The following is a 12,056-nucleotide window of genomic DNA, read 5'->3' as shown; positions in this document are numbered from 1 at the left end:
ACCGCCGTCAATGCCTTAGCTACGCGACATTAGGTAATCGTGAACGGCATCAGCATGACGCTCTACAGAAAACTCAATAAGGCTACTACCGTTACACGTTAAGCCTTCTTCAGACGTTACCATACGCAGAACTTCACGCTGGCTCGCACCAATACGACCTACATTACGCGAAAGGCTCGAACGAAGTACACGAACGTCGTCATTGATGATAGCTTTGCAAAAACCAGCGAACTGGGTTTCACCAATAAAACGAACATCTTTTTGTGGTGCGGCGGCGCTTGCGTTAATACTGAACGCAACGGTTGCTGTAGCAGCAAGTACTTTCACTGTTTTGGCTAATTTCATTTTTAAATCCTCAATGTGTGGATAAAGGTGTTAAACAAGTTTGTGGCAAACTCTTACATAGTGGTTGAAGCAGCCAGAAGAACTGCTCAACGCCCTTTATTTATGCATCAAGAATGAAATTTATTCTGTTGAATGTTTGTGTAAGGCGAGTAAAGGTAAGGTAAATCCAGTTGTTACATAAAGATTAACAACTCATGCCGCTGATTTTAAAAGATTTTCTTACATTTCATATTACTAATATATCTAAAGGCGGGATTTAATGGAAAAAACAAATATAACACTAAAGTATAAAACGGCCCCTACCGGGGCCTCAAAACTGTAATTTTAACAAAATATATTGCAGGTTAGCGCAAATACCACACGATAAAAGCCACTCCTCCTGTAATTAAATTACATATTTTACTCGTATTTACGCGCTCTTTTCGTTTCAATTGCATCTATATATGCATGCCAAGACCCATAGCCAATGATAGGCATAAGTACAATAAAACCTATGAACCCAGTCACGTAACCTATCGCAACCGCACTAAAGATAATCGCGCCCCAAATAAGCATAGGTATTTTGTTTAGCCATACCGCATTGACGCTGGTTAGTACCGCAGTGGCAAGGTCAACTTTGCGCTCCATCAGAATTGGTTGAGTAAAAGCCGTTATGAACAGCATTGCTAATGTAAAGCCTGCGCCCACAATAGTTCCTAACGCTAAAAACGGTAGCAGGCTTTCTAAATCATTTTCTATGTAAGGTGGGTAAAGCGCATGAATTAGTGACGCCACCCGTAGCCAAAAGATCATCATTACCATAATCAAAATGGCAAATCCCCATTCGTTGAAGGCGTTGCGACGCATTGCTCTAAGTGAATGTCTAAGGGTGGGTTTATGGCCTTTTTCCATCTCCCAACTGACGTCGTACAACCCTGCTGCTAAAAATGGGCCAATAAGCATAAAACACACAATGGCAGGAAGTATAACCAGGTGCCAGCCAGTCATTTCAACCAAGTACATAATAAACCACGGAATTACAGTAAAGAGCACCCCATAAAATAAAGTTAACCCTGGTGCGCGCATGGCATCTCGAAGCGCCAATGACAACCATTTAATCGGGTCGCCAACGTCTAGTTCCTTACACGGAATAACGCGTGCTATACCGCTTTGCGTAATGGCGTTTTCCTGTGTTTCTTTGAAATGGTGCGACATATTCTAATCACCTCTGATTGTTAGCCTGTTCCTTATTAGCGTGTTTTTTATACACACCTTACTACTACGATAGGCATAGAATGAAAAGTTCACAAGTCATTAACATAATTTTTATACTTAAGTGATAAGTGGATTATTCATCTCGTTATATGTCTAATAATTAGCCACTCGGTGAAAAAAGTGTCGATTTCAGACGAAATACTGCAAAAATGCCATCGCATATAGCCTTGTATTGCGATAATCTCAGGGTATGTAAATCAACCAGATAGACCATGAAAACTGTATCTCGCTCACATAAATTAGATAACGTTTGTTACGACATCAGAGGCCCTATTGCTGCGCAAGCAAGAAAAATGGAAGATGAAGGCCACCGCATTTTAAAATTAAATATCGGTAACCCTGCCCCATTTGGTTTTGAAGCCCCTGACGATATCGTAAAAGACGTTATTCATAACCTGCCCACGTCTCAAGGATATTCAGACTCAACAGGAATTTATGCCGCCCGCGTAGCCGTGATGCAGTACTACCAGCAGCGCAACATCAAAGATATTCGCGTAGATGATGTGTACATAGGAAATGGTGTTTCTGAGCTTATTATGATGGCAATGCAGGCTTTGCTAAATCATGGTGACGAAGTACTGATCCCGAGCCCAGACTATCCGCTGTGGACGGCAGCAGTAAGCTTGTCTTCAGGTTCTCCAGTGCATTATCGCTGTGACGAGCAGGCAGGCTGGTTCCCCGATATCGACGACATCAAAAGCAAAATTACCAGTAAAACCCGCGCGATTGTTTTAATTAATCCAAACAACCCAACTGGTGCGGTATACGACAAAGCACTATTACAAGAGGTGGTTGAGGTTGCCCGAGAACATGGTTTGGTAGTATTCAGTGACGAAATTTACGATAAAATTTTGTACGACGAAGCCCAGCACACAAGCATAGCATCATTGGCTGACGACGTATTTTTTGTCACGTTCGGCGGTTTAAGTAAGAACTACCGCGTAGCAGGGTTTCGCTCTGGCTGGCTAGTAGTAAGTGGAAACAAGCGACTGGCGTCTGACTATATTGACGGGCTGAATATTCTCTCTTCCATGCGAATGTGTGCCAACGTGCCGTGCCAAAGTGCAATACAAACTGCACTTGGCGGCTATCAAAGCATCAACGATTTAGTTAATGAAAATGGACGTCTGCGTATACAGCGCGACGTTACCACCGATATGCTCAATGGCATCGACGGTATTTCATGCGTTAAACCTAAAGGTGCAATGTACTGTTTCGCCAAGGTGGATGAGAAGAAGTTTAACATTCACAATGATGAGCAAATGGTACTGGACTTATTAAGCTCCGAAAAAATTCTTTTGGTTCACGGTCGCGCGTTTAACCTAACCGAAGGTACCTATTTCAGATTGGTATTTTTACCTCACAGTGACGTACTCGTACCGGCATTGCACCGTATAGGCAACTTCTTTAGAACCTATAAGCAAGGGGCATAGCGTGAGTGATAAAAGCCACTTTTTTGCCCATTTAGCACGCTTAAAGCTTATTAACCGCTGGCCGCTAATGCATAACGTGCGTACAGAAAACGTGCAAGAACACAGTCTACAAGTGGCGATGGTGGCGCATGCTCTTGCACTTATAAAAAACAAGTTTTTCGGCGGTACGTTAAACCCTGATCGTATTGCCACCATGGCGATTTTTCACGATGTGTCTGAGGTGCTAACGGGCGATTAATTCTTATTTTTTGAGTTCTGTTCGTTTAACGGTTAATTCCTATTCCACGAAAAATGTACATCATTAATTATTAGTAGAGTGTTTATGAAACAGAGTACCTTCTTAGCTTGGATTTTACGTATGCCATTGATAAAAAGATGGGCATTGATGCATACGGTAAAGCGTGAAAACATTGCAGAACACTCTCACCAGGTAGCAGTTATTGCGCATCTACTTGCAGTAATAAAGAAAGAAGTTTTCGGAGGTTCGCTTTCACCAGAGAAAGCAGCAACCATTGCACTCTATCACGAGATATCTGAATCCAAATTGCAAGACATTAACCATGTAACCAAATATCACAATCCAGAAATAACCAGAGAGTTTAAAAAGTTAGAAAAGATCTCAGAACAAGAATGTCTTGCGTCTTTACCCAAAGAGCTACAACAGCCTTTTGCTAAATTACTCGTCCAAGACGACGTCGATCCAGACTACAAGCGATTAGTTAAGGCAGCAGATATTATTTCAGCGTATTTGAAAGCAAATGATGAAATTCGTTTTGGTAATGCCGAATTCAACTCGGTTAAAGATAGACTTGCAAAAATGTTAGCTGACTTCGAACAAGATATGCCGGAAGTTCGCTATTTCCTGGATACTTTTGAGCGTAATTGTTTAGCAAGTGTAGATGAGCTAACAGAACAAGATACTTGATATTGCTGCTATGACTGATGTGTACTGTGGATCAGACACAACTTTATCTGACACTTCATTACAGAGCGCCACTAAATCGGCCCATCAGTTTGGCCTAATAGCAGTCGGTGAGACTGAATAATTAAAATGGCCGCTGTTTACGTAAAGTAGTTATTGGTTTATTGAGTTTTAATAGCATCAATTAGCGATTAGCGGACACTAAAACAATATTGAGCAGTCTATTAAAACATGAAAGCAGACAATCAACGCAACTCAATTCTATACAAAGTGAGATAAGCATTTTTAGCTATCTTGTGCTTTAGGGAAATATTTTTATGGATTACACTACGAGTAGTCAAATGATTAGAATCAAACGATACTCTCCCTCACTAAATAACCTGACACCTCACCTTTTTCAATCAAAAAATCAAGAATGACCAATACATTTGACATCAATTCTGGTGAACGACGGACATTGATTCTCTCCCGATACAGGTAGGTTCGCATATAAGTATTTAAATAATAGATTGTATTATCATCTAAGTCTTGATTCGAAAGCTCTGCATTCATTTTTATGACTTTAGAAAGCCAACCTACACCGTAAGTTAAATAGCGACTTCCGATACCTGTTAGTAGCATTGCTAACGAGTACAATGTTGATTTGCTCTTAAAAAGTTTTCCAGCCATTTCATTAAAAAATCGTGCATTACTATCGGTAAGCGTATGCCAATCTCTAGCATCAGCCCTCCACCAGGGCAGTGCCAATAGATAATACTTTATTATCTTATGTGAACCATGTCTGATATGATCAACTTGTACTGATACCTCTGGACTGCATCCACGGAACGCCATGCAGTTGTTGATTAAACGGATTCACTTCAATCTGATTCACAGCGGGTGTAACCGAGTTAAATGCAATTAAGTTGCAGGTTATGCATCGCCAGTTTACCTATTGTTATGTTAATAGAGTTCTTGGCCGCCAGTTTGCTCCGACAGCCAGTGAGTCTGATATTTATTGAAGATGAGTAAAGCCCCATCGCAAGACTGGGGCCTGTCCAATTATGCCGAAAGCGCTTTTTTGACGTAGTCGGGCTTCAAGGGAAGTCGTCTGATGGCTTTGCCGGTAGCGTCATAAAAAGCACCGGCAATAGCCGAAGAAGCCAAGGCGTTAGCACTTTCGGAGCCTTGTCCATACATTGTCGCGGTTTTATCCGGCGCAATGACTACCTTAATCTTGGGTACTTCTGCCATTTTCAGAATTGGGTAGGAATACCAATCCGTACAGGTAAGTTTGCTATTATCAAAACTGACTTCTTCATGCAGTGCCTGAGACACGCCCATAATACAGCCTGCTTCCGCTTGACGTTTTAATTGCAACGGATTTACTACGATACCGGTATCTGAAACCAAGGTGATTCGCTCCACTTTTACTTCGCCCGTATCCGGTATTACCGCTATGTGTGCGGCACAGGCCCAGTACCCATTGTCACGCAACATAATCGATACACCGCGCCCATGTACCGCCTGGCTGCCATTGGCGCTTGCTTGTGGAGAAGGCGAAGGTCGTGAGTCCCAGTCTGCTTCGATTTTTAACCGCTCAAGAATGGCTTTGAAGCGTGGTTCAGTAATGTGCGCCAGACGAAAATCAATGGCATCCATTCCGGCTAGCGCAGCGGCTTCACTCATGGCGGTTTCGCGAGGAAAGTTTTGCTGAAACTGAATGGGCGTTCGCATAGAATGATCGCGTATGCCCACATTAATCGGTGACTCTTGCTGACCGAGCTGATACATGCCACGGCCAGTTTCGGCAATATTCTCTACCGAGCCATACACCCAGGTATCGGCGATAAAAATCCCCAGACCATGCAAAAATGAAGGGTTATCGGGCGTCGGTGGCAAGATAGTCTCTTTGCCTGCCAGAATCGCACCGATTGGACGGTCATCCTGCATCGGCGGGCCGCTGTGCACTGCCTGATAATTCGCAATGCGCCCCTGTTCATCCAAGCCAATGTTAATTTGCGACAACATAGCCGACGAGTTGGTTGACCATTGCATATCGTCGTGACGCATCCACTGTACCCTGACTGGTACACCAAGTTTGACGGCCAATAATGCAGCCTCATCTTCTGAACCTGCATTGCCACCATTTGAGCGACCAAAGTGGCCGGGTCCAATATAGGTTTTGATGATCACATCGGCTTCCGGCTGTTTAAGTATCTTGGCAATCGCCATGCGCAAAAACTGCGGATTCTGACTGTGGGTATGCACCACCACTTTGCCGTCTTTGACTTCGGCCACCGATACCATCGGGCCTATCGGCGCGTGTTTATAATACGGCATAAAATATTCAGCCGAATGGGTTTTGGCAACCGGCATATTAATATCGCCTTTGGCCGCGCGGCTTTGCATGTCGGGTACGTCGTCCCAACTGGGCTTATCGTGCAAAAATTGTTGTAATCCGGTAGAAGTAGTGGGGATGCCCTGCCAGTCAGACCATTGGGTTTTAGCTTCAACTGACCTTGCCGCCTGCACTGCTTCCCATTCATCAGACGACACCACCGCCAACAGATTATTAATAGTTACAATCTGACTGTTGGCGAATAAGGTCTTATCCAATCGACCGGCTTTTAGCAAGGTTGAACCGAGGGTTTCGGGGTGGATCACCCGTGCATGTAGCATACCCGGTAATTTCACGTCGCCAACCCAGATATTGTCACCTGCCACTTTGGGCCTGACGATGGGATTTTTCAGTGGCTGACCAATGATTGTATATTCGCTAACGGGCTTCATGGGTGGCTCCCCAGTAACGACAATTCCCATAAAGCTGGTTAGCTCCCCCCTGACCGGAATACTCAAGGACCAATTTTGATTGGCCAGCAATTCACCATAGTTAATTGTGTGATTACCAGCCTGGATAACCCCTTCTTTTATTTTCAGGCTATCTTTAGCTACGGCGAATTTTTCCGCTGCCAGGGTTAAAACCGCTTCGCGTATATAAGCAGCCACTTTACGCAAATTCTGCACGTTGGTACGCAATAAACCAAAGGTGCCGCCGCCGTCAGGTGTCACATCAGTATCTCCCCACACCACATTGGTAATATTTGCTACCGGTATACTAAGTTCTTCGGCCACGATCTGTCGGTATGCGGTAAAAATAGAACTCTGACCAAAATCGCATTTGCCGGTACGGATTAATACAGTGTTATCGGCATGAATTTCAATCCAACTGGCTGGTTTGGCCACATCCAGTGAAGTGGGTTGACTGCTGTTAGCCGCTGCAAATGCGAGTTTCGGGTCCAGTGCCAGGGAAGTAATCAAAGCACCGCTTCCTCCCAGGAAAGCCCGGCGACTTAATTTAGCGCCGTAAATCAGGTACTCACGAACTGATTGAGTTTCGTCGTTATCGTGTTGTTCAACGTTCATCTCTCAGCCCTCTAAAGTCTTTGTGTTAATCAACTCAGCGCCTTTGATAAGGGCTGCTGCGCGATGAATACCATCCTTGATGGCTGCATATGATCCACAGCGACACAAATGCGCAGAGGGACCTGATACTGTCATCGCGTGATTGATGTCTTCATCACTGGGGCTAGGATTATTTTCTAATAATTCGGTGGCTTTGATCATCATGCCGTACTGACAAATACCACATTGGGGAACCTGCTCATCAATCCAGGCCTGTTGCACTGGATGTAAACGCTCAGGGTCGTCCGGCAACGCACGTTGTTGTTGCCAGCGTGCTGGCAAGCCGTCAACCGTGATGATCTGTTTGCCTTCAAGCGCCATAATGGGATAAATACAGGCGCGTACCTCTTCGCCATCGACCAACACTGAACACGCGCCACATTGCGCCAGACCACAACCAAACTTGGGTGTCAGTACATTGAGTTCACCGCGCAATACATATAAAAGCGGGGTATCTGGCGCGGCCTTCACCTGGCGGGAGTGGCCGTTTATTAACAGAGTTATCATCGCTTTGCTCCTTTGAGTATGGGCATTACTTGCTAGTTAGGATGCTAAGTAAGGCATCTGTTGTCAGCCATCGCTCATTATTTATCAGAACAAGCGCTGCTACTTATCCGAAACGGCTTCATATTCGTTGTTGGACATTGAGTATCGCAGGCCACTTTACCTACAGCCCTTAGTGTTCAATTTTGTGGGTATCACGCACACTACTGAAAGTCAGAGCAAGTAACTGCCAATTTCCGGCGGTGTTTACATAGACTTCCGTGGTGGTAAATTCGGTTGAAACGTCCTGACCACGCACATGGGCATCCAGGGTAATGCGGCTCCAGACGACACCGGTTTGACCAACAATTTCCACATCACAGTCATGCACAACGGTATTTTTGTACCAAATACTGCCGCTTTTAATAATTTCTAACTCACGATCTTTTTTCCAGGAACCGCTCATGTGGACAAATTTTGATTCTTTATGAAACAAAGGAGCCAGGGCATCGACATTTTTGTCAGCCATCCATTGCCATTTTTGTTTTGACAAGGCCGAAAGTATTTCCTCTGTTTTCTGCATGCCGCCTTCGGCAGGCATTTCGGCTTGTAAATTCACATGAGGGCTCTGCTGTGCCATCACAGAGCCGAATGGATAGACCGATAGCAGTAACATTAGCCAAAATGGCGCTGGGATTATTGATTTCATAGTGTCTCCGGGGTATGGGGTTTGATCAGAGTTTTTCAGGTGCTTCAACGTTTGAAAACACCTGTACGAAGTCGGGTAATCGCTGGCCTTGTATCGTGATTGAAGCCAGCGAATCGTTTAGCTCGCGCAACTCTGCCGTAGAGTAAGAAAGGTCTCTTGAAGCGGTGTTTTGCTGCATATGAACCAAGCTGGTTGTTCCTGGTATTGGCACAATCCAAGGTTTCTGATGCAGTAGCCAGGCAAGGGCGATTTGTGCCGGTGTTGCATTTTTCCGTTCAGACCATTGCATTAATAGCTTTACGAGCGACATATTATGGGCAAGGTTTTCAGGATTGAAACGGGACTCCGTGGCTCTGAAATCGCCTTGTGCAAAGCGAGTATTTTCATCAATCCATCCTGTTAAAAACTGAACTCCCAGCGGACTCCAGGGAACAAAGCCTATGCCCAATTTCTCGCACAATGGCAAAACAGATTTTTCAGGACCACGCCATAACATCGAATATTCACTTTGTACGGCACTGACAGGTAAGGTCGCGTGTGCGCGTTTGAGAGTATTGATTCCCATTTCCGATAGCCCCCAGTGCAGAACTTTTCCTTCTTTCATCAGATCTGCTACTGCACCGGCCACCTCTTCAATGGGCACAGCGGGGTCCACTCTATGCTGGTAAAGCAAATCAATGCGGTCCGTTTGTAATCTCGATAACATGCCTTCGACAACCGCCTTGATGTGGTCAGGACGACTGTTCAATCCCGGTAATCTCGCCCCAGTCTGTTGGTCAATATTCCAGCCAAACTTGGTGGCAATGACGATGTTGTCCCGAAACGGTTTAACGCTTTCCCCAAGAATACGTTCGACTTCGAAGGGACCATACGCCTCAGCCGCATCAAAAAATGTGACCCCCTCCTCGTAGGCGCTTCGGATCACTTGATGCATTTCCTGGCGATTGGGAACCGATGTGTCGTATTTCCTACTCATGTTCTGGACGCCCAATCCAATAGACGAAACTTGCAATTTGCCAAGCTTTCGTGTGTTTGGACTTGTTGAAGTTGTGCGCTTCTTTTGTTCAGAGGTTGACGCCTGTATATTGGTACTCAACAGTGATGCAGCCGCCAGGCTTGCCCCTGATAATAAAAATTCTCTTCTGTTTTGCATAAAACTATTCCGGCCGAATCAGGTTAAAATTATTAATGGGACTGTTCCTGCGAGACCAACTCCATCCAAGTTACGGTATCGCCATTGTCTGGCGTTGAAATCGCGATGTGTGACATGGATGAATCTGGCGCAGCACCATGCCAATGCCGGGTATTGGGTGGGATAGTGATAACATTACCCGGTAACATCTCTTGAATATCTCCACCTTCATTCTGAACCAGACCTTTTCCTGAGATAATGACGAGTGTTTGGCCTTTCGGATGGGTATGCCAGGCAGTACGAGAGCCCGCTTCAAACTCCACCAATGCGCCACGATAATGACCATCTATCGGCGACGTAAACCGAGAACTGACCTTCGCCACACCGCTAAAGTTAGCGGGTGAACCTTGTGTAACCGTTGAATCATTATTCACAATGACGTGCGGCATGGTTTCGATGTTCGCATAAATATTTGCAACACTACGAAGAACGTTACTTGCTCTTATTGCGCTGTCCTGACTCACTGAGTCCTTTAGAATGCGTGTGAATTCGAGCAACTGTGCGGGGCTGTATCCGGCCCGTAGTGACAACTTCATATGTGATGTCAATTGGGCTTCAGCCCCCGGCATCGCAGAAAGCATACTAATAGTGAGTAGCTCTCTGTCTTTAACGGTCAGTACGTCCCGATAAAATATATCTGCAAATAAATGCTCTACCAGAAATGTCTCTATAGTTGGTACAAACCCCGCGTAGCCAGTTGTGCGATTGGACATATCTTGCCCTACCAGCGCATTGCGAACCTGATGCCCATAACTATTCGCGTTGTAATCCTCAGGAAGCGGTGTCGCTTCTCTGCCTACCTCATCGGTTATTCCCTGCGCTTTTCGTTCTGCGGCCACATCCATAAAGGTCATAATGCCATTTAGCGCACGGGGAAACCCTGCATACGCATAAGAGTGGATGAAAATTTCTTTAATTTCATTGACGGTTAACCCATTTTCCAACCCAACCTTAAGCGCATCGTTCAGTGTTTTTACATCACCTGATGCCGTGAGCGCCGCAATCGGAATCATAGCGGCTTGACGTTTGTCCAGAGACTGACTTTCTTCTGTGGCTTCAACGGCACTGACGAACAACGCACACAATCCAAGAAGCGGCGTTACGATGACCTGTTTTAACGATAATCTAATACTTTGCGACATGATTTCCTCCCGTAATAGAATGATTTGTGTACTTTTAATCTAAACCTTTCTCATGCAACCAATCCGACATAAGCGTTGCTATTTCGGCGTTATTCAGGTCTGAAAATGGAAAGTGTGTGTTGCCATAAATACCTATTTTGGGAAGGTGAATAACAGTAGCATCGCCACCATGTCGGTTTATGGTATCAGCCCACTCATAAGCCATCTCAAGCCTGATTCGCCAACCGTCTTCGCCAGGTAGTTGACTGGGTTTTTCAGGAATATTGTCACCGTAATAAATCACAATTGGGATTTGAGTCAGCTTGTTAAAATCATCCTGAGGGACCTCTACCGCAGTTAATGGGCCACTGCTACTCTGCTTGGGGGCAGGCGCTTCGCCTTTAGGGAAAACAAAGTTACTACCGGGTTCATAAGAAACAATGGCCTTAATGTGCTGACTCTGCATGGCTGCCTGCCACCCCATTCCTCCACTGTGTGAATGAGTAACCAGGATGCCATCGCCAATTTTGGTAAATAAGGCTTCAACCGCATCAGCATTTACATTGATGTTGATAGGGCCGACATCAGGCACCATTTGTCGAAAATATTGTGCTAACGAAGCTTCATCTGTTGGAAACTGCACATTGGGGAAGTAGTCAGGCCATGTACCAACGCGAAACGTATTGAACCACATTTGCTCATTCGGAATAGGCTCGTAGCTACCAGATTGTGTGCCTTTTGCGGCGTTACCGCGCCGGGGTTGATCAATCAAATAAACGCCGTACCCTTTGCGAAGGAATATATTCTGGTAACCTTCACGTCCATCTGGCGTAGATTCCCACGTTTTCGAGAACTGTCCGAAACCATGCCACATTACCAATGGGTATTTTCGTTCATTGACTGGAATTTGATAAAAGGCATAGGCGTGATCGCCATGTAACGTTTGTCCGGCAGACGTCAATTTTATCGGATCAAATTCCCCCTCTTTTTGAATGACAGTTCCACCTACAGCGAAACTGCCTTGCTCAGCGATCATTAAGGGGGCTGCTGAGGTATCAGTCTTAGAGGTAATGCTACACGCACTCAGTACCAGAACTGTAGATACCATCAGAGTAAAAATGCGATAGCTTCTTATGTTAGAAATCATATCGTT

11 protein-coding genes and 1 pseudogene are annotated in these 12,056 nt (G+C 45.1%); 3 read left to right on the top strand and 9 right to left on the bottom strand.

Annotation, left to right across the window (positions count from 1 at the left end; all coding sequences use genetic code 11):
* Positions 1-15: 15 nt before the first annotated feature.
* Together ACTRWF_RS15255 and ACTRWF_RS15250 are read right to left on the bottom strand one after the other, a co-directional pair.
* Positions 16-345, bottom strand: a complete 330-nt coding sequence (locus ACTRWF_RS15255) for a DUF3718 domain-containing protein (RefSeq protein WP_020746088.1) — start codon at positions 343-345, stop codon at positions 16-18.
* A 399-nt stretch (positions 346-744) separates the two neighbouring features.
* On the bottom strand, positions 745-1,539 hold the full coding sequence (locus tag ACTRWF_RS15250) for a DUF2189 domain-containing protein (protein WP_020746089.1): 795 nt from the start codon (positions 1,537-1,539) through the stop codon (positions 745-747).
* Between the two features lie 272 nt (positions 1,540-1,811).
* Between ACTRWF_RS15250 and ACTRWF_RS15245 the strand changes: the two genes are divergently transcribed.
* The 3 genes and pseudogenes from ACTRWF_RS15245 (at position 1,812) to yfbR (ACTRWF_RS15235) (ending at position 3,957) form a co-directional block, all read left to right on the top strand.
* Complete coding sequence (locus tag ACTRWF_RS15245; RefSeq protein WP_020743755.1) at positions 1,812-3,032, top strand: pyridoxal phosphate-dependent aminotransferase; 1,221 nt, start codon at positions 1,812-1,814, stop codon at positions 3,030-3,032.
* Position 3,033: 1 nt separating this feature from the next.
* Positions 3,034-3,267 (top strand): annotated as a pseudogene (gene yfbR, locus ACTRWF_RS15240) (5'-deoxynucleotidase); the annotation flags it as partial.
* Positions 3,268-3,354: 87 nt separating this feature from the next.
* Positions 3,355-3,957, top strand: coding sequence for a 5'-deoxynucleotidase (gene yfbR / locus ACTRWF_RS15235; RefSeq protein ID WP_015067388.1), 603 nt, complete (start codon positions 3,355-3,357; stop codon positions 3,955-3,957).
* 348 nt (positions 3,958-4,305) lie between these two features.
* Here the strand turns inward: yfbR (ACTRWF_RS15235) and ACTRWF_RS15230 are convergent, their stop codons facing one another.
* From ACTRWF_RS15230 to ACTRWF_RS15200, 7 genes are all read right to left on the bottom strand, one after another.
* A complete protein-coding gene (locus ACTRWF_RS15230; RefSeq protein WP_462835805.1) occupies positions 4,306-4,701 on the bottom strand; it encodes a hypothetical protein in 396 nt (131 codons plus the stop codon).
* A 294-nt stretch (positions 4,702-4,995) separates the two neighbouring features.
* On the bottom strand, positions 4,996-7,359 hold the full coding sequence (locus ACTRWF_RS15225) for a molybdopterin cofactor-binding domain-containing protein (RefSeq protein ID WP_462835804.1): 2,364 nt from the start codon (positions 7,357-7,359) through the stop codon (positions 4,996-4,998).
* A 3-nt stretch (positions 7,360-7,362) separates the two neighbouring features.
* Positions 7,363-7,905 carry a 2Fe-2S iron-sulfur cluster-binding protein gene (locus ACTRWF_RS15220; protein WP_462835803.1) on the bottom strand — a complete coding sequence of 181 codons (543 nt, stop codon included), beginning with the start codon at positions 7,903-7,905 and terminating at the stop codon, positions 7,363-7,365.
* A gap of 169 nt (positions 7,906-8,074) precedes the next feature.
* Complete coding sequence (locus ACTRWF_RS15215) at positions 8,075-8,590, bottom strand: nuclear transport factor 2 family protein (protein WP_151281335.1); 516 nt, start codon at positions 8,588-8,590, stop codon at positions 8,075-8,077.
* Positions 8,591-8,615: 25 nt separating this feature from the next.
* Positions 8,616-9,743, bottom strand: coding sequence for an aldo/keto reductase (locus ACTRWF_RS15210; protein WP_462835802.1), 1,128 nt, complete (start codon positions 9,741-9,743; stop codon positions 8,616-8,618).
* Positions 9,744-9,775: 32 nt separating this feature from the next.
* Complete coding sequence (locus ACTRWF_RS15205) at positions 9,776-10,924, bottom strand: (R)-mandelonitrile lyase (RefSeq protein WP_462835801.1); 1,149 nt, start codon at positions 10,922-10,924, stop codon at positions 9,776-9,778.
* A gap of 34 nt (positions 10,925-10,958) precedes the next feature.
* Positions 10,959-12,050, bottom strand: coding sequence for an alpha/beta hydrolase (locus ACTRWF_RS15200; RefSeq protein ID WP_015067395.1), 1,092 nt, complete (start codon positions 12,048-12,050; stop codon positions 10,959-10,961).
* Positions 12,051-12,056 lie beyond the last annotated feature (6 nt).

This window comes from Alteromonas sp. G5_S2_22_S1 (genome assembly GCF_054968525.1).
Note: the sequence above shows the minus strand (reverse complement) of the source record. Positions and strands in the feature narration are given on the sequence as shown.

Coding starts and splice junctions, on each gene's coding strand:
- ACTRWF_RS15205 (WP_462835801.1), bottom strand. CDS start 10,924: ATGTCGCAAAGTATTAGATTATCGTTAAAACAGGTCATCGTAACGCCG.
- ACTRWF_RS15255 (WP_020746088.1), bottom strand. CDS start 345: ATGAAATTAGCCAAAACAGTGAAAGTACTTGCTGCTACAGCAACCGTT.
- ACTRWF_RS15225 (WP_462835804.1), bottom strand. CDS start 7,359: ATGAACGTTGAACAACACGATAACGACGAAACTCAATCAGTTCGTGAG.
- ACTRWF_RS15200 (WP_015067395.1), bottom strand. CDS start 12,050: ATGATTTCTAACATAAGAAGCTATCGCATTTTTACTCTGATGGTATCT.
- ACTRWF_RS15245 (WP_020743755.1), top strand. CDS start 1,812: ATGAAAACTGTATCTCGCTCACATAAATTAGATAACGTTTGTTACGAC.
- ACTRWF_RS15210 (WP_462835802.1), bottom strand. CDS start 9,743: ATGCAAAACAGAAGAGAATTTTTATTATCAGGGGCAAGCCTGGCGGCT.
- ACTRWF_RS15215 (WP_151281335.1), bottom strand. CDS start 8,590: ATGAAATCAATAATCCCAGCGCCATTTTGGCTAATGTTACTGCTATCG.
- ACTRWF_RS15220 (WP_462835803.1), bottom strand. CDS start 7,905: ATGATAACTCTGTTAATAAACGGCCACTCCCGCCAGGTGAAGGCCGCG.
- yfbR (WP_015067388.1), top strand. CDS start 3,355: ATGAAACAGAGTACCTTCTTAGCTTGGATTTTACGTATGCCATTGATA.
- ACTRWF_RS15250 (WP_020746089.1), bottom strand. CDS start 1,539: ATGTCGCACCATTTCAAAGAAACACAGGAAAACGCCATTACGCAAAGC.